Genomic DNA, 16344 nt, shown 5'->3' on the forward strand with positions numbered 1-16344 from the left:
CTGAGGAGGTTGCGCAGCAACCGTGACCACGGTGCCTGAGGAGGTTGCGCAGCAACCGTGACCACGGTGCCTGAGGAGGTTGCGCAGCAACCGTCTCGAAGGCTGGCAGGCTGAACCCATGACCGATGCTTGGGAACTCGTCCATGCCGAGCGTGCCGCCTTGGCCGCCGACCTCGAGGCGCTGACGGACGAGCAGTGGCGCACCCCGTCGCTCTGCGCGGGCTGGAGCGTCCACGACGTCGCGGCCCACCTCGTCGACAACGCGCTCGCCACCCCGGTCGGCGTGGTGTGGGCGATGGCGCGGGCGCGAGGCAACTTCGACCGGCAGAACCAGCAGGGCATGGAGCGGCAGCGCGGCGCCACCCCCCGGGAGACCCTCAGCCGGCTGCGCGAGGTCGCACCGCGGCGCAGCGGCCCGCCCGCCCCGGTCGACAGCCGGCTCGTCGAGGAGGTCCTCCACGGTGAGGACATCCGTCGCCCGCTCGGCATCTGGCACGACTACTCGGCCGAGGGCGTCGAGCGCGCGCTGCGCTACCAGGCCCGAGTGTCCGAGGGACTCGGTGGCGCCCGTCAGCGCGCCGAGCGGGTGACCCTCCACGCGACCGACCTCGACGTGACGATCGGCGACGGCCCCCAGGTGCGCGGGTCGGCGCTCAATCTGCTCATGGCGATCTCCGGTCGCGACGCGGCGCTCAAGGACCTCGAGGGGCCCGGGGTGGATCTGCTGCGCTGAGCCGATCGACGCGCGAGCACCGACGTCCCGCCACCTGCGAAGGGCGCGGGTCGCCCCCCTTCGTCCCGTTGCCGTTGGTCCTACCGACCGTCGGCGATGACCTTGGCGATGTTGCGCTCGGCGAGCGCCGTGATCGTCAGGGACGGATTGGCCGTGCCGGTGCTCCCTGGGATCGCCGCGCCGTCCATGACGTAGAGACCGGGGTAGCCCTTGACCCGACCGTAGTTGTCGGTGGTCTCACCGAGGACCGCGCCGCCGAGGGGGTGCGCGGTGAAGCTCGTCCCGACGTCCGGCAGGAGGATCGGCACGCCCGTCCCCACGCCATTGGCCTCGGCGATCTTGTCCTGCATGGCGCGCAGGGCCTCTTCGGCGCCCTTGTTGCCGTCCTTGGGCCAGTCGACGATGACGTCGTCCTTGGCCGCGCTGTGGACGAATCGGGCGCGCGTTGGGTCCATCGCCATGCCGAGCGAGCCGAGGATGCCGCCGTTGACCTGGAGGCCGAGGCTGTACCAGTTCTCCATGCGGGCGGGGATGTCGCCGGTCCGGTCGAGGATGGTCGAGGCGGAGGGCGAGCCCTGGGACAGGCCACCGGAGAGCCCGAGGAACTGCACCATCGCCGCATCACCGTTGGTGCCGAAGCCCTCGCCGACCGAGTCGTCGAGGCGCGGGAGCGTGCCCTCCGACCGGGCGCGCACGAGCAGCTCGGAGGTGCCGATGCTGCCGGCGCCGAGGACGAGCCGGTCGCAGGTGACGGTCCGCTCCTCCAGCACCGCGCCGGTGGGGTGGAGGATCCGCAGGTCGACGGTGTAGCGGCCGCGGCGGTCGCGCCCGATCCGGTCGACGACGTGCCAGTGGTGGATGCGCACCCGGCCGGTGGCCTCCGCCGCCGGCAGGTAGCTGAGGGTGAGGTCGCGCTTGGCGCCGTTGGCGTTGCCGTAGTTGCTCTCCCCGATCGTGGCCGACCGGCGCGAGCGACCCTGCAGCTCCTGGCGGACGACGTCCCAGTCCCAGATGCCGTCCAGCTTGGTGGTCTCGTAGCCGGCGTTGCGGACGTGCCGGTCCCAGCGCCGGGAGTGGCCGAAGGGGGCGGACCTGTAGACGTCGTCCGGCATCGGGGAGGCCTTGAGCATGGCGCGGGCCCTCGGATACCACTTCTCGTGCATCTCGCGCTGGCTGACGGTCGTGCCGAAGAGGTGCTCGAAGTACTGCTTCGGCGGCTCGAGCAGCACGCCGGTGAAGACGATGGAGCCACCACCGACGGCTGCGGCGCGCCAGACGCGCAGGTGCTCGTAGACGGTGTCGTCGAAGACGCCGCCGAAGCGGTCGACGGGATGCGGCAGGCCGAGCAGGTCCTCGAAGGTGCGCTTGTGCCAGATGGCGCGCCCGTCCAGGGCGGTGTCGCCGGCATGGATCGGTCGCCACGGGTCGTGCGGCCAGCGGGAGCCGCGCTCGAGCATCGCGACCCGGGCGCCGGCCCGGCCGAGCCGGAGCGCGGCGACGCTCGCGCCGAATCCGGTCCCGATGACGATGACGTCGGTGTGGGAGGCGATCCGTGGTGGTGCCGTGAAGATCTCGGGGACCACGGCGCGGTGCTTGGTGTGGGCCAGCCGATCGACGAGGGTGGGGCCGGGGTCCTCAGGTGCGGCGGCGGCGCGGGCCGTGGTGGGCGCGGCGGCCGAGGCGGCGGCGCCGGTGGCACCGGCGATGAGCGAGCGACGACTGGGGTGCATCGGGACCTCCGAAGCGGCGCCGGACGCTCTCCGATCACCGCCGTTGGTGAGTTAGTGACTCGAGAGTAACCAGATCCTGGGGGTCGCGCGCGGTGGGAGTGACGCGTCTCGCAGGCCGGTCAGGCCCAAGCGGCGGGTGCGCTCGCGTAGCCGGCCACCGGCTGCTCGAGGGTCCGTCCCTCCAGCGTGATGGGTGGCGGGACGGTCGTCAGGGGTCCGTACGGGGAGTCGACCTGCACGACGCAGTCGGTGCTCGGCAGCAGCGGACGGTCCACGACCGGGGCGGCGAGGAGGTCGCGGGCGGCGCCGAGCAGGCTGACGCGGACGATCCCGCCGCGCCCCTGCGCGAGCAGGGACATGACGCCCGCGGCCATGCGGTAGCCGCTCGCGTGGTCGAGCGCCTGCACGGGCAGCGCGCCGGGACGGTCCGCGGAGCCGCACCGGACCGCGATCCCCGACGCGGCCTGGACGATGGAGTCGAAGCCGGAGCGCTGCGCCCACGGCCCCCCTTCGCCCCACGCCGAGAGGGAGGCGATGACGAGGTCGGGCCGGTCGGCCGCCAGGGTCTGCGGGTCGAGGCCGAAGGGGGCCAACGACCCGGGGCGGTATCCGAGCAGCACGACATCGGCGGTGGCGACGAGCTCGTGCAGGCGGGCCGCGTCGGTGCGCAGGTCGAGCTCGGTCGAACGCTTGCCCATCCCGTTGGACAGGTGGGCGTCGAGCAGCTCGGGCCGCTGCGGTGGGTCGACCCGGAGCACGTCGGCGCCCAGGCAGGCGAGGAGCTGCGAGCACGTCGGGCCGGCGATGACCCGGGTGAGGTCGAGGACCCGCAGGCCCTCCATGGCAGCCCCGGCGGGACGAAGGGGGGACCGCTTGCTCGTCGTGGTCGTGGTGGTCCACGGCTCGTCGGCCGTGGCCGCGCCATGGGGGTGCGCGCGCCACTCGTCCGGTGTCCGCACGACCGTGGCGATGCCCCGGTGGTCGGTGATGGTCGCCTCGATCTCGGCAGCCGGGGTGCTCGCGAGGACACGCTCGAGGTCGGCGCGCTCGGTGACGTCGTAGGCAGCCGTGATCGCCGCGGCGTGGTGGGGGTAGTTGCCGTGCAGGCGGACCCATCCGTCGGCGGCCTCGAAGAAGCCCGACAGTGGCGCCCAGACCTCGGGCTTGCGGCCGTCGACGAGCAGCCTCTCCACCGCGGCGAATGAGCACCTGATGAGGTCGGGAGTGGTGGCGACGTCGCCCGCCGATCCGCGTCGTGCTGCGAGCTCCCGCGACGCGGTCACGGCGGCACCGACCGACTCCCAGGCCAGCGCGCTGACGTCGAGGGGGCACTCCCACAGTTCCCCCGGCACGGTGCTCATGCGACCACGGTAGACCCTGTCGTCGTCCTCGCCGGTGGTCGTCGCGGAGGGGCCACCTCGTCCCCATCCGCGGGTCGACGTGTCCACATCGAGGGGTCGACTGTCCACATCTGCGGGTCGAAGGGAGTGCTTGTCCCCAGGTCGTCTCGGCACCGGAGCGTTGTCGGTGGTCGTACATACGATCGAGGTATGTCAGAGGCGACGGTGCGGTACGCGGATCCGGGAGTGGTCCCGGGGCTGCGGGATGCGCTGCGGTCCTTGATATCGAGTGACACCGACAGCGTGTGGCAGCTGCCCGACGCGGAGGTCGCGGAGGCCTTGGCCGTGATCGGGCAGCTCCGGCAGTTGCTGGAGGTGGCCGAGGTCGCGGTGGTGCGTGAGGGCGTGACGCGGGGCCTGCCGACGCAGTCCTCGTGGTCGCCCACCGACTGGGTCGGTGTCCACGAGGGTCGCCGCGCCCCGCGCCCCACGATCCGCCACGCCGCGTCGGTGGTCCGCCTGGCCAAGGCCGCCACTGGCTCGACCAGTGGACCGCTGACCCCGACCTCCCCGGACCCCGCAGCGGCGACCGGTCCTGATGGGGCCGGGCAGACGGGTGCGACCGGGGCTGACGACGCGTCCGGGGCTGACGACGGGACTGCCTCGACGGACGGGGAGGGCGGTGCGGACGGTGCCGGCGCCGCGCCCCGCGTGGAGGGGCTCTCGGGGGTGCTGGGGGCGTTCGCCGCCGGGGAGCTGCCGTTGGGCAAGGCCGATCAGTTGGTGCGCTTCCACCAGGGCGTGGAGCGGGTGGCCGACCCGCAGCTGCTCCAGCAGGACCTGGCGCAACTGCTGGCCGGGGCCAAGGACGACATCGTCGCCACCGGGCCGGACGGGCGCGTGACCCAGCGGGTGCCCGGCCTGGACGAAAAGAAGCTGGCCGCCGGCATCTCGATGACCACCCGGATGCTGCGCCCGGACAAGGACCAGCGCGACGAGGATGAGCGGCAGAAGGCGTCCCGGTCGTTGACCCAGCACACCGACGCGTGCGGCATGACCCGGTACAAGCTCGTCCTGGACCCCGAGGGCGCCGCGATCATCGACGCCGCGGTCGCGGCGCTGTCCGACCCGGTCAAAGGCCCCGACGGCGAACCCGACGAGCGCACCCCGGCCCGCCGCCGCGCCGACGCGCTGCTGGCCATCGTCGGGCGCGGGGTCTCCTCGCCCGGACAGGCGCCCAAGAGCGACAAGGCCCAGGTGCTCGTCACCATCAGCCTCGCCGCGCTGACCAGCGACCTGGCCACCGGCCGGTGCGGGGCCTGCGGCCAGGACCTGCCCGCCCACCCCTTCGGGACGGGGCTGATCCCCTTCGGGCCCGGCGCGACCCCCTTCGGTCCACATGGCGCCACCGCCGGAGGCTCGAGCGGAGGCTCGAGCGGACCCGCAGGGTGCCACCGGCCCGGGCACGCCGGAGGGCTGACCGCTACCGGGCAGGTCCTGGCGCCCACCGCCGTGCGCAAGCTGGCCTGCGAGGCCGGGATCGTCCCCGCGATCCTGGGCACCGACGGCGAGCTCCTCGACCTCGGCCGAGCCGCCCGCTACTTCACCCCCGGCCAGAAGCGGGCCCTGTACCTGCGCGACGGCGGCTGCACCTACCCCGGTTGCACCATGCCTGCCCACTGGAGCGACGCCCACCACCTCCAGTACTGGTCCCTCGGCGGCGCGAGCGACCTCGACAACGCCGCGCTGCTCTGCGAGCGCCACCACACCAAGGTCCACGCCCACGGCCTGACCGCCACCGTCACCTCCTCCGGCGTCACCTGGCACACCTAGCCACCACGCCCCGCACCCGGCCCCGGATGGGCCGGGTCACAGGCATGAGCGAGGGCCCTCCCTGCGCATCGGGGGCTGTATACGCTGACCGGATGCGTCTCAAGCCCGGCCGTCCGGACCTCGCCACCTTCGCCTCCCGCCACGACGTCCCGGTCGCTGGGGAGGGTCGGTTGGCGGTGACCTTCCTGGGGGTCTCGACGCTGCTCGTCCAGGACGGGGACTCCGCGGTGATGACCGATGGGTTCTTCTCCCGGCCGGGACTGCTCCAGGTGGGCCTGGGCAAGGTCGCGCCCCACCTTGACCGCATCGACGCAGCCCTGGACCGGGCTCTCGGTGATGCCGGCCTCGACGGGCTGGATGCCGTCATGCCCGTCCACAGCCACTACGACCACGCCCTCGACTCCGCCGTCGTCGCCGACCGCACGGGCGCCCTCCTCATCGGCGGTGAGTCGACCGCCAACGTGGGCGTCGGTGGCGGTCTCGCCCCCGACCGCATCCGCGTCGTCGCGTCCGGCGACACGGTGGAGTGCGGCGCCTTCTCGCTGACCTTCGTCGCGTCGAGCCACTGCCCACCGGACCGCTTCCCGGGCACCATCGACGCGCCCGTGACCCCGCCGGCCAAGGTCGGCGCGTACCGCTGCGGGGAGGCGTGGTCGATCCTGCTCACCCACCGCAGCGGTCGGACCGCGCTGCTCCAGGGCAGCGCCGGGTACGTGCCCGGGTCGCTCGCCGGCCACGACGCCGAGGTCGCCTACCTCGGCGTCGGGCAGCTGGGGGTGCAGCCGCTGGAGTACCTCGAGGCCTACTGGGAGCACACGGTCCGGGCCGTCGGGGCGCGCCGGGTGGTGCTGATCCACTGGGACGACTTCTTCCGCCCGCTCGACCGGCCGCTGCACGCACTGCCCTACGCGGGCGACGACCTGGACATCACCATGAACGTCCTCGGACGCCTCGCCGACGAGGACGGCGTCGCCCTCCACCTGCCCCGGCTCTGGCAGCGCGAGGATCCCTGGGCCGGTCTCGACGGCTGATACCGCGGCAGGTCAGGCGGGCGGCGCCGGTGGGTCCTTCGCCACTACGGGCGCCGCGACGGTGGCGGGGGCGCTGCGCTCGAGGGAGCCGAGCGCGTGGAAGAGCCGTCCGCCCGGGATGGTGACCCGCCGACTCACCGCAGCGACGGCCGCGAGGATGAGGAACCCGGAGATCAGCTTGTCGACGATCGACATGAAGAGGTTGGCGCCGTAGACGGCGAGCGCGTGTGGCGCGCCGAAGTCCACGAGCGTGTCGACCAGTGAGGCCTCATGCCCGTTGTCCCCGTCGAAGAGGAGCAGCAGGATCGGTGCGGCCAGGGCCGTACAGGCCGTGGCGACGACGATCGTCAGGGCGAGGTACCGGCCGAGTGAGCTCCCCCAGCCGAGGGAGCGCACACCAAGGCCCCAGATCAGTGCGCCGAGGACGTTGACCAGGAGGAAGGGGAGGGTCTCGGCGCCGTGGACGGTCGTCCCGACCACGTGGGTCGCGATGGCGACGGCAACCCCGTACCAGGGGCCGAGGGCAATGGCTGCGATGCCCGTCCCGGTCATGTCGAGGAAGAAGGGGAGGTGGAAGACGTCCACCACGACGTAGCCGAGCAGGTTGGTCACGAGGCAGGCGAGGGTCAGGACGAGCGGGTGCCGCAGGCGTGGTGACCCGGGTGTCTCGGTCGGGTCCTTCGTGGCCCGGGGCGGGGCGTCCGTCTCCTTCACGCTCTCACCTGGGTCGACCGGATCTGTCCCGACTGTGGCCGAATCGTCGGGCGCCAGGTCCGTCGCGGCGTGGCGCCCGGTGGTCTCCACGGCGAGGCGGGTGGTCAGGCATCGCCGGCGGAAGGAGGCGGCATCACCGTCGAGGGCTTCGGCGATGTCGGCCACGAGCTCGGGGTCGAGACGGGCGCGGCCCGGGCGGAAGGCGTCGTAGACGGTGGTGCGGGCCGGCCGGGCCACCGCCTCGCTCAGGCCGCGCTCCTGACGGGCGGCGGTCACCCGACGCACGATCTCCGCATAGGAGGGGGCGCCGGCGGTGGCGCGCAGCACCTGGAGGTCGCGCACGATCTGGTCGACACCGTGACCGCCACGAGGGTGACCTGTCCCGCTCATGCTGCTCCCCACATGCCATACCGGGCCCGATTGACCCTCTTGGGTGCACAGCGACGTCGCACCGTCCTGTGCGTCGCGACTCTAGCCCGCGACCAGCGTGTTCGCGATCGTCCGAGCCTGTTCGGAGTCGTTCGGGAAGGTGTCCGAGTGCGGTACATAGCCGATCTCGCTCCCTACTCTGTCGCCGGAAGCGAGGGCCACGCCGGCTCCTCCATGCGCCGCCAGAGGATTGCCATGCAGACACGACCACTCCTGATCGCCACGACGAGCCTGGCAGCGATGGTGCTCGCCGGGTGCGGGTCCGGGGAAGAGCCCGCGCCGGCTGCCGAGACCGTCACCGTGGCCGCGAGTCCGGCGACGCAGGGCAGCCCATCCGGGGATGCGAGCGCGGCGGCCGACGCGGCGCCGGCCGCGTCGGCCGAGGCCGGGTTGCTCGTCCCTGCCCTGACCACGGACGTGGCGAGCACGAGCGCGGGGGATGTCAAGGCCGGGACCTTCGGGACCCCGGACGGCACGCTGACGATTCAGGCCGTGTCGACGGCGGACTCCGTCCCGGGCACCCTGATCGGTGGGGCCGAGCCGGCCTACACGCCGGCCAGTGGCGAGGAGTTCTACGTCATCGAGTACGGCTACGTGCCCAACGAGGACGACCAGACCCCGGCCACGGAGTTGCACGTGGACAGCAACGGCACGAAGCGTCTGGTGGAGGAGCTGGACCAGGGTGAGGGCACCTTCCTCGTCAGCCTGCCGAGCGGGGGTGAGGGCTCCCAGCTGGTCGTCACCGCCGACGGACACGAGCAGGTCTTCGACATCCCCACCCTCGCCCGCGTCGCCGACCCGCTGACGGACGTCTACCTGCGGCCGGTCATCGACCAGGACCTCACCGACGTTCTCTCCTACGGGCCGAAGTCGGTCGGTGACGGCCGCACCTACACCAGTGACATCCGGATGCGGTCCGCGCGGATCACGCCGTACGTGCCGCCGCAGATCGGTTCGCAGGGCTGGGCCGAGCCGGGCAGCATGTGGTTCATCCTCGACTCCGAGTTGTCCTATGACTCCAACGACAGCGGCTGGTCGAAGCGCAATGCCACGCTGACGTGGACGGTCGGGGACGCCGAGCCGCTGGTGGAAGAGGGGCGTCTGTGGTCACCGAGCACCGACGATGTCGTGGTGAGCGTCCCCGATGACACCGAGTCCCTGACGATCGACGTCGCCAACGTCGGCGAGCTGCGGGCGCTCAAGATCGGCGAGAGCCGGGTGGACTTCGGCAGCACATCCTTCACGGTCACCTTCGCCGACGAGTGAGGCGAAGGGGGGGAACCAGTCCTGGTGCGACGTGGCCGCCACGACCGGCTCCTTGCCTCCTTTGCCGCTCTGATGGCGTTCAGTCACGCTCCGGCTCCAGCACCCGCCGTACAACCCGCCGCCTGAGGGTGGGGGAGGCCACGACCTCGTAGCCGGCCTCGACGAAGACCTGCACGAGCCCGACCGACGCCTCGTCCCAGATCACGGTCTTGCCCGGCGCCGGTTCGATCGGATAGCCCTCGAGGACCCGGGCGCCGACCTGCCTGCCGTAGGCGACGGTGGCGTCGGCGAGCTCGTAGGTCAGACCCACGCGGCGGTGGCCCTTGCGCACGACGAAGCAGGTCACCGACCAGACCCCTTCGAGCTCCGGATCCATCCGCATCCACGCCTGCTTGCGGCTCCACAGGCGGGGGTAGTCCTCGCGGGGCTCGACGGCCACCCAGCCCGCCGGCTCGTCGTCGACGTACCCGATGAGGCCCGAGGTCGGGCCGGGGGTGCCGCAGGCGGTCTGCTCGCGCAGCGAGGATTCTCGCTCCTCCTGGGTGCTGTCCCGCCAGATCCAGCCGGGCACCTTGAGGGCCTGGCAGCGGCACTTGCGCGCACCGCCGGTCGCGAAGACGGCCTCGACGTCCGCGGCGCTCGCCTCATTGGCCGGCAGCCAGGTGAAGGCGGCCATGCGGTCCTCCGATCGTGGGACGGTTCCGACCAGACTCCCACGAGCGCCGTGGGTCGCGGCGGCCGAAGGGGGCCTCCGCCCCAGGCGACCCGGGACTCAGCGCGTCGGGTCGACGATCGTCATCCCCGCGACGGTCGCGGAGTCGAAGCCGGGCAGCAGTGCGGCCGCCTCCTCCAGTCCGATGGTCCGCTCGATGAGCCGTTGCGGCTGCAGCGCACCCGACTCGATGAGCGCGAGCATCCCCGGGTAGTCGACGGCCGCCATCCCGTGGCTGCCGAGGAGGTCGAGCTCCCACCCGATGACACGGGCCATCGGCACCCTCGGGTGCCCGTCGACCGGTGGCAGCAGCCCGACCTGCACGTGGCGGCCGCGCCGGCGCAGACTGAGGATCGCGTCGGCGCAGGTCTGCTCGCTGCCCACGGCGTCGACGGACACGTGGCTGCCACCGCCGGTCAGGTCGGCGACGATCGACGCGACGTCCCGACCGTCGGTGAGCACGGTGTGCTCGGCGCCGAGTTCCGTTGCGAGAGCAAGGGCGTCGGGGTTGCGGTCGACGGCGACGACCCGGGCGCCGAGCGACCGGGCGATCATCACCGCGCTTAGCCCGACCCCGCCGGCGCCGACGACGGTGACCCACTCTCCCTTCGTCACTCGTGCGCGGGCGACCAGGGCACGGTGGGCGGTGGCGAAGCGGCACCCGAGGCTCGCCGCCGTCGCGAAGTCGACGCTCTCCGGGAGCGCGACGAGGTTGGTGTCGGCCGCATGCAGTGCCACCTGCTCGGCGAAGGATCCCCACTGGGTGAAGCCCGGCTGCTCCTGGTCCGGGCAGACCTGTGCGTCGCCGGCGGCGCACCAGTCGCAGCGCCCGCAGCCGCAGACGAAGGGGACCGTCACCCGGTCCCCGACGCGCCACCGCTGCACGCCCGCGCCGACCTGCGAGACGACGCCTGCGAGCTCGTGGCCGGGCACGTGCGGCCAGGCGATGTCGTCGTGCCCCGCCCACGCGTGCCAGTCGCTGCGGCAGACCCCGGTCGCCATGACCTGCACGACCACCCCACCCTCGGGAGCGAAGGGGGAGTCCACCTCCCGGACCTCGGGCTGGGCTCGGACGCCGTCGATGACCACCGCTCGCATGCGGGTCATCCTGTCAGGGGTCGCGCCGATGCCCCGAGCACCGACAGACCCAGTGACGGGAGGGTCAGGTGAGGTCCTTCTCTGCGCGCGTGAGGTCTCCTTGCAAGGAACCGCAGTCGACCTAGCGCACGCCGAGCGTCTCCAGGTGCGTGACCAGGGCGCGTGACATCGGGACGGGATCGGCGAAGTCGCCCGGCTGGATCACCAGCCGCCGACGGCGCGTGTCGATGAGGCCGTCGCGGCGGGAGGCATCGAGATGGGACGGGTCGAAGTGGACGTAGAAGGCGTCGCCCCTCTTGTACCGCGACGATTCCTCCTGTGGGCCCAGGTCCGCCCGCAGGACGCCAGTGATCGCGTGGGCGGGGAAGCGGCTACCGGCATACGCGAGGCCGCCCTCGTCGAGCTCGAGCAGGGGGTGCGCCGTGTAGAGGGCGGTCGTCTTGGTGAGCTCGCGTGGGTCGACGAAGACCATCGCGAGCACGCCCAGCGCGATGAAGGCCGGCCAGAACCACCCGTCGAAGAGTGGGATGACTCCGGTGAGCCCGAGGACGAGGAAGAGCGCTCCGGCGAGCACCGCTCCGAGACGCATCGCCCAGCCTCCGATGCTGGCCGTCGTGCCGAGGTGGCCGTGTGCCTCGAATGTCTTCATGTGGAGAGCCTCCCGTGCCGGGGCAGTCTGTCGCACGCCACCCGGGACGGGTCACGTCTGCTCGCGCAGGTACCGCCCGAAGTGCGGGACGGTGAAGGCGATCCGGCCGCGCTCGGCGGAGTAGATCAGGCCCTTCTTCAGCAACGCGTCACGGGCGGGGGAGAGGGACTGCGGCTTCTTGCCGAGCGAGGTGGCGACGGCCGAGGTGAGGACGGACTCGATGTCGTCGAGGCTCTCCTCCCCCTTCGCCGCGATCTCGGCCGCGACATCGGCCATGGCGCGTAGGTACTCCCGCTCGCCGGGCGTCGCCCGCTCGTACCGCGAGCCGAAGAACCCGACCGCCAGCTCCGACTCGGCCTCGGGGGAGGCGACCCGCACGTCCTCGGCGCGGATCGGCGACTGCGGCGCTTGGTCCCACACCGCCTTGCCGTAGGCCTGGATGAAGTACGGGTACCCGCCCGTCGCGACGTAGAGCGCGTCGAGCGCCTCCTGCTCGTACTCCGCGAGCTCGTCGGCCGCGGGCGCGGTGAGGGCCCGGTCGGCCTCCTCGCGCGCGAGCCGGTCGATGCGCTGGTAGCGGAAGAGCCGCTCGCTGTACGACTTGCTGGCCGACAGCACGGCCGGCAGGTGCGGCAGCCCGGCGCCGACGACGATGAGCGGCAGCCCGGACTGGCTCATCTCGTGGCAGGCCGCGCAGATCGCCGAGATGTCCTCCGGGCCGAGGTCCTGCATCTCGTCGATGAAGACGGCCACCCCGCGCCCGAGGTCGGCCGCCAGCCCACCGACGTCGGTGAAGAGCTCGACGAGGTCGATCTCGATGTCACCCGAGTCGGCACGCCCCTTCACGGCCGGGGCGTCGATGCCGGGGTTCCACACCTCACGCAGCTTGGTCCCCGGCTTCGCGTCGCGCTGGGCGAAGGACTTGATGACGCCGAGGACGTGCTCGACCTCCTCCGCCTGCGTGTGCCCGAGCTCGCGCACCGCCTGGTGCAGGGCGCTCGCCAAGGGACGGCGCAGCCCCTGCTCGGGACGCGCCTCGAGCTTGCCGGTGCCCCACTTCGCCCGGACGGCGGCCGAGCGCAGCTGGTTGAGCAGCACGGTCTTGCCGACGCCCCGTAGTCCGGTGAGCACGAGCGAGCGCTCCGGCCGGCCGCTGACGATGCGCTTGAGCACGACGTCGAAGCGGGTCAGCTGCTCGTCGCGGCCGGCGAGCTCGGGCGGGCGCTGGCCGGCGCCGGGGGCATAGGGGTTGGTGATCGGGTCCACGATGCGACCGTATCCGCGGATCTAGCGGATCCCGGATAGGCGCGCAGAGATCGTCAGACCGCCTCGCTGACGGGCATGGCCTGCTCGACCGTCTCGGCCTCGTCGTGGACCGAGGCGTCGGCCCCGATCCGCAGGTCGTGCCGCACGAGGTCGCGCTGCTGCACGCTCCACAGCGTGACGGTCCACCCGTCGCCGTCGCGGGTGGCGGTCGGCGCGGTCAGGGTGTCGCGGTACTCCTCCTGCAGTCGCGCCACGGCCTCCTCGTCGACCACCGGCTGCCAGTCGATGTCGTCGACGGACTCGGCCCTGTACCAGAGCTCGTCGGTGCGTCGGGTCGCGTCGTACCAGGCGCGGGCGACGGCAATGGCCCCCGCCTCGTCCTCCACCGATGCGCCCGCGGTGACCTGCGACCACCGGTCCGGGTTGCCCGTGAGCACCACGGTGCTCGGGTCGCCGGAGGTCCGGTATCCGACGACCCAGGCGTGCGGGCGCTCGCCGGTGGCGCGCACCTCCGCGAGCCGCCAGCCCTCGAGTGCCGGCAGGTCGAGCACCTGTGCCTCGGTGGGTTGCTCGTCGATGACCCGCGCGATCGTGGAGTCGTCCGGCAGGCCCTCCCGGATGGTGTCGGTCATGGTGTCCTCCTTGCTCGAGCAGGCCCCCAGGGCGAGAGCGAGTGCCACACCCGCGGCCGTGAGTCTCAGCTTCATGGTCCGATCGTCGCTCATGTTTGATCTCAGATCCCGTTGAAGGGATTCCAGTCGTTCTGCTTGTCCCAGTACTCGCCCTTGAGGTCGCCGTAGGTCCGCCCGCCCGACCCGGAGGCCTTGTAGTAGCCACTGGAGAACAGGTACCGGATCTCCGCGCGGCCCGCCTCATCGCCTGCTGCGTGGGCCTGGTCCGGGGTCCTGCCCGCATCGATCGCGTCCTGGTAGGCGCGCGAGTAGCCCTCGTCGTACTTCTGCTCGCCGACCGAGTACGGGGCGTCGATCCCTTCCTCGCGTGCCTGCTTGGCGTAGTAGACCTCGTTGGTGACGCAGTCGGTCTCCTCGTCGTACTTGCCGTTGACGTACTCGTCGCGCGTGGTCTCCTCGACGTCTGCCTGGCGGTCCTCGGCGTCCCAGCGGGCGTGGTTCGCCTCGTGGATGATCGTCGTGGGGTCGCGGTAGCCGCCCTTGCCGAGGGTCATCGTGTTCGAGTCGCTCGAGTAGTAGGCCCCGTCGTAGTCGTCGTCGTACCGGATCTCGATGTCGTTGCGCTCCATCCAGTCCAGGGCGGCGCGGCCGTTCGCCGTCCGGAGCATCTCCTGGATGGCCGGGTCGTCAGGGTCCGCGCCCTCGGGCAGGTCGACATTGCCCGGCCCGGGATCCTCGTGGTTCTCGTAGTACTCCGGTGGCTTCGGGGTGTCGAAGATGTGCTTGCGCGGACGGTCACGTGAGTCGTTGTTGTCCGGGTCGGCGCCCTCGGGGGCGCCCGGCGCCGTGCCGGGGCCGTTCGGTCCGGTGCTGCCCGCGCCCGATCCCTCGCTCCCGGTGTCCTGTTGCTCGGCCTGCTCGAGGAGCAGCTGGGCGAAGCCGGCCAGGCGGTCCGCGCACCCCACGAGTTGCCGGCGGGAGCCGTCCCAGCTCCTGACGAACGCCTCCAGGTCCTGACCGCTCCACGCCCCCTGCAGTGCTGCGGACTGCGCGACGCCGGCCTGCTCGATCTTCGTGATCGCGCCGGCGGATCGCCCGAGCTCTCCCGCGATGGTCCGCAGGCGCTCGACATCGGCTCCGTGAGTGACTGACATGTTCCCCCTTCGATCCCTCCCGACCGTAGGTGTGGCTCGCCGCGCCGTCCACGGGGAGGACTCCCCGATGCCCGCGTATCCACGTGTATAGCGTTACAGCGAGAAGGGGGAAGAGTCCGTCATCGAGCCGCGCCCCGTCCGCGCCCGCGGACTCGCGCAACGAGGCGACTGGAGCGGTGAGACACTGGTCACATGCCCGCAGCAACCCCTTCGTCGTACTCCATCACCATCCGCCTGCACACCTCGCCCGACTACGCCGTCGTCGGCCGCATCGCGACCGCGATCGCCGAGCAGGGCGGCATCGTCACCGCCGTCGACATCGCCGACTCGCGCCACGACCGCCTGGTCGTCGACGCGACCTGCTCCGGCTTCGACGTCAACCACACCGACGACCTCGTGGAGGCGGTCGAGGCGATCGAGGGCGTCAAGGTGCACAAGGTCTCGGACCGCACCTTCCTGCTCCACCTCGGCGGCAAGATCGCCATCAAGTCCAAGGTCGCGCTCAAGACCCGTGACGACCTGTCGATGGCCTACACGCCCGGCGTCGGCCGCGTCTCCTCCGCGATCGCCAAGCACCCGGAGGACGCCCGGCGCCTCACGGTCAAGGGCAACAGCGTCGCCGTCGTCACCGACGGGTCGGCCGTCCTCGGCCTGGGCAACATCGGGCCCGAGGCCGCCATGCCGGTCATGGAGGGCAAGGCCGCGCTCTTCAAGCAGTTCGCCGACATCGACGCCTGGCCGATCTGCCTGGCCAGCCAGGACACCGAGGAGATCATCCGCGCGGTCGAGATGATCGCGCCCGGCTTCGGCGGGATCAACCTCGAGGACATCGCCGCCCCGCGGTGCTTCGAGATCGAGCGGCGGCTGCGTGAGAGCCTCGACATCCCCGTCTTCCACGACGACCAGCACGGCACCGCCATCGTCGTGCTCGCTGCCCTGCGCAATGCGCTGCGCGTCGTCGACAAGTGGCTCGAGGACGTGCGCATCGTCGTCTCCGGCGGCGGCGCCGCCGGCTCGGCCATCGTCACGCTGCTGCTCGCCGCGGGCGCGCACGACGTCGTCGTCTACGACCGCGAGGGCCTGCTCTCCGCCGACGACGACTCGCTCACCGGCGCCAAGCGCGAGCTGGCCGAGCGCACCAACCCCCGTCGCATCCGCGGTGACCTCCCCGACGGGCTTCAGGGCGCCGACGTCTTCATCGGAGTCTCCGCGCCCAACCTGCTCAAGGCCGAGTGGATCCGCGACAACATGGCGACCGACCCGATCGTCTTCGCCCTGGCCAACCCGGACCCGGAGATCGACCCGGCGGAGGCCGCCAAGTACGCGAAGGTCGTCGCCTCCGGCCGCAGCGACTACCCCAACCAGATCAACAACGTCCTCGCCTTCCCCGGTGTCTTCCGCGGGCTGCTCGACGCCCACGCCGAGGACGTGACGATCGAGATGCTCATCCGGGCCGCCGACGCGATCGCCGCGGTCGTCAAGGACGAGGAGATCAACCCCTCGTACATCATCCCGAGCGTCTTCCACCCCGACGTCGCCGACACCGTGGCCGTCGCCATCGCCGGCGAGGGCAAGACCTCCGCCGGCTCGACCGGCCCGATCAAGATCGGCTCCCACGCCACCGCGGCCCCCGTCGACGAGACCGGCACCCTCCCCCGCGTGCGCTGACCCCACGCCCCACCACAGGTGGGGCGATCCCCGAGGTCCACGGGCCGATCCGAACGACGACGTGAGGCGAGTACGAGGTCGAAGGGAGA

The 16344-nt window shown here is 72.0% G+C and carries 14 protein-coding genes; 5 read left to right on the forward strand and 9 right to left on the reverse strand.

The genetic code is table 11. The features are described from left to right. Positions 1 to 118 precede the first annotated feature (118 nt). On the forward strand, positions 119 to 733 hold the full coding sequence (locus tag JAN01S_RS03895; RefSeq protein ID WP_068313993.1) for a maleylpyruvate isomerase family mycothiol-dependent enzyme: 615 nt from the start codon (positions 119 to 121) through the stop codon (positions 731 to 733). An 80-nt stretch (positions 734 to 813) separates the two neighbouring features. On the opposite strand, the gene JAN01S_RS03900 is transcribed toward JAN01S_RS03895, so the two are convergent. Next, positions 814 to 2463: a GMC oxidoreductase gene (locus JAN01S_RS03900; RefSeq protein WP_068313996.1), complete on the reverse strand. Its 1650-nt coding sequence runs from the start codon at positions 2461 to 2463 to the stop codon at positions 814 to 816. A 119-nt stretch (positions 2464 to 2582) separates the two neighbouring features. Then, positions 2583 to 3824, reverse strand: a complete 1242-nt coding sequence (locus tag JAN01S_RS03905; protein WP_068314170.1) for a CoA transferase — start codon at positions 3822 to 3824, stop codon at positions 2583 to 2585. Between the two features lie 189 nt (positions 3825 to 4013). Between JAN01S_RS03905 and JAN01S_RS17495 the strand changes: the two genes are divergently transcribed. Next, positions 4014 to 5636 carry an HNH endonuclease gene (locus tag JAN01S_RS17495; protein ID WP_084360018.1) on the forward strand — a complete coding sequence of 541 codons (1623 nt, stop codon included), beginning with the start codon at positions 4014 to 4016 and terminating at the stop codon, positions 5634 to 5636. A 92-nt stretch (positions 5637 to 5728) separates the two neighbouring features. After that, positions 5729 to 6667, forward strand: coding sequence for an MBL fold metallo-hydrolase (locus JAN01S_RS03915; protein WP_068314002.1), 939 nt, complete (start codon positions 5729 to 5731; stop codon positions 6665 to 6667). A gap of 12 nt (positions 6668 to 6679) precedes the next feature. Here the strand turns inward: JAN01S_RS03915 and JAN01S_RS03920 are convergent, their stop codons facing one another. Further along, positions 6680 to 7771: an ECF transporter S component gene (locus JAN01S_RS03920; protein WP_157075586.1), complete on the reverse strand. Its 1092-nt coding sequence runs from the start codon at positions 7769 to 7771 to the stop codon at positions 6680 to 6682. A 234-nt stretch (positions 7772 to 8005) separates the two neighbouring features. Here JAN01S_RS03920 and JAN01S_RS03925 point away from each other — a divergent pair, with 234 nt between their 5' ends. After that, a complete protein-coding gene (locus JAN01S_RS03925; protein ID WP_068314008.1) occupies positions 8006 to 9076 on the forward strand; it encodes a hypothetical protein in 1071 nt (356 codons plus the stop codon). 79 nt (positions 9077 to 9155) lie between these two features. Here the strand turns inward: JAN01S_RS03925 and JAN01S_RS03930 are convergent, their stop codons facing one another. The 6 genes from JAN01S_RS03930 to JAN01S_RS03955 form a co-directional block, all read right to left on the reverse strand. Beyond that, complete coding sequence (locus JAN01S_RS03930; RefSeq protein ID WP_068314011.1) at positions 9156 to 9752, reverse strand: GNAT family N-acetyltransferase; 597 nt, start codon at positions 9750 to 9752, stop codon at positions 9156 to 9158. 96 nt (positions 9753 to 9848) lie between these two features. Further along, positions 9849 to 10886 (reverse strand): zinc-dependent alcohol dehydrogenase family protein, encoded by a 1038-nt coding sequence (locus JAN01S_RS03935; protein ID WP_068314014.1) that lies wholly within the window; start codon positions 10884 to 10886, stop codon positions 9849 to 9851. 121 nt (positions 10887 to 11007) lie between these two features. After that, complete coding sequence (locus tag JAN01S_RS03940) at positions 11008 to 11535, reverse strand: hypothetical protein (RefSeq protein WP_068314017.1); 528 nt, start codon at positions 11533 to 11535, stop codon at positions 11008 to 11010. Between the two features lie 51 nt (positions 11536 to 11586). Continuing rightward, positions 11587 to 12801 (reverse strand): ATP-binding protein, encoded by a 1215-nt coding sequence (locus JAN01S_RS03945; protein ID WP_068314020.1) that lies wholly within the window; start codon positions 12799 to 12801, stop codon positions 11587 to 11589. A 53-nt stretch (positions 12802 to 12854) separates the two neighbouring features. Beyond that, entirely contained in the window at positions 12855 to 13433 is a 579-nt protein-coding gene (locus tag JAN01S_RS03950) for a hypothetical protein (RefSeq protein WP_157075587.1), read from the reverse strand. A 101-nt stretch (positions 13434 to 13534) separates the two neighbouring features. Continuing rightward, on the reverse strand, positions 13535 to 14587 hold the full coding sequence (locus tag JAN01S_RS03955; protein WP_068314026.1) for a WXG100 family type VII secretion target: 1053 nt from the start codon (positions 14585 to 14587) through the stop codon (positions 13535 to 13537). 192 nt (positions 14588 to 14779) lie between these two features. On the opposite strand from JAN01S_RS03955, the gene JAN01S_RS03960 reads away from it, so the two are divergent. Further along, entirely contained in the window at positions 14780 to 16255 is a 1476-nt protein-coding gene (locus tag JAN01S_RS03960; RefSeq protein ID WP_068314028.1) for an NAD-dependent malic enzyme, read from the forward strand. Positions 16256 to 16344: the final 89 nt, after the last annotated feature.

Source organism: Janibacter anophelis NBRC 107843, assembly GCF_001570945.1.
Taxonomy (GTDB): domain Bacteria; phylum Actinomycetota; class Actinomycetes; order Actinomycetales; family Dermatophilaceae; genus Janibacter; species Janibacter anophelis.

Coding starts and splice junctions, on each gene's coding strand:
- JAN01S_RS03895 (WP_068313993.1), top strand. CDS start 119: ATGACCGATGCTTGGGAACTCGTCCATGCCGAGCGTGCCGCCTTGGCC.
- JAN01S_RS03900 (WP_068313996.1), bottom strand. CDS start 2,463: ATGCACCCCAGTCGTCGCTCGCTCATCGCCGGTGCCACCGGCGCCGCC.
- JAN01S_RS03905 (WP_068314170.1), bottom strand. CDS start 3,824: ATGAGCACCGTGCCGGGGGAACTGTGGGAGTGCCCCCTCGACGTCAGC.
- JAN01S_RS17495 (WP_084360018.1), top strand. CDS start 4,014: ATGTCAGAGGCGACGGTGCGGTACGCGGATCCGGGAGTGGTCCCGGGG.
- JAN01S_RS03915 (WP_068314002.1), top strand. CDS start 5,729: ATGCGTCTCAAGCCCGGCCGTCCGGACCTCGCCACCTTCGCCTCCCGC.
- JAN01S_RS03920 (WP_157075586.1), bottom strand. CDS start 7,771: ATGAGCGGGACAGGTCACCCTCGTGGCGGTCACGGTGTCGACCAGATC.
- JAN01S_RS03925 (WP_068314008.1), top strand. CDS start 8,006: ATGCAGACACGACCACTCCTGATCGCCACGACGAGCCTGGCAGCGATG.
- JAN01S_RS03930 (WP_068314011.1), bottom strand. CDS start 9,752: ATGGCCGCCTTCACCTGGCTGCCGGCCAATGAGGCGAGCGCCGCGGAC.
- JAN01S_RS03935 (WP_068314014.1), bottom strand. CDS start 10,886: ATGCGAGCGGTGGTCATCGACGGCGTCCGAGCCCAGCCCGAGGTCCGG.
- JAN01S_RS03940 (WP_068314017.1), bottom strand. CDS start 11,535: ATGAAGACATTCGAGGCACACGGCCACCTCGGCACGACGGCCAGCATC.
- JAN01S_RS03950 (WP_157075587.1), bottom strand. CDS start 13,433: ATGACCGACACCATCCGGGAGGGCCTGCCGGACGACTCCACGATCGCG.
- JAN01S_RS03955 (WP_068314026.1), bottom strand. CDS start 14,587: ATGTCAGTCACTCACGGAGCCGATGTCGAGCGCCTGCGGACCATCGCG.
- JAN01S_RS03960 (WP_068314028.1), top strand. CDS start 14,780: ATGCCCGCAGCAACCCCTTCGTCGTACTCCATCACCATCCGCCTGCAC.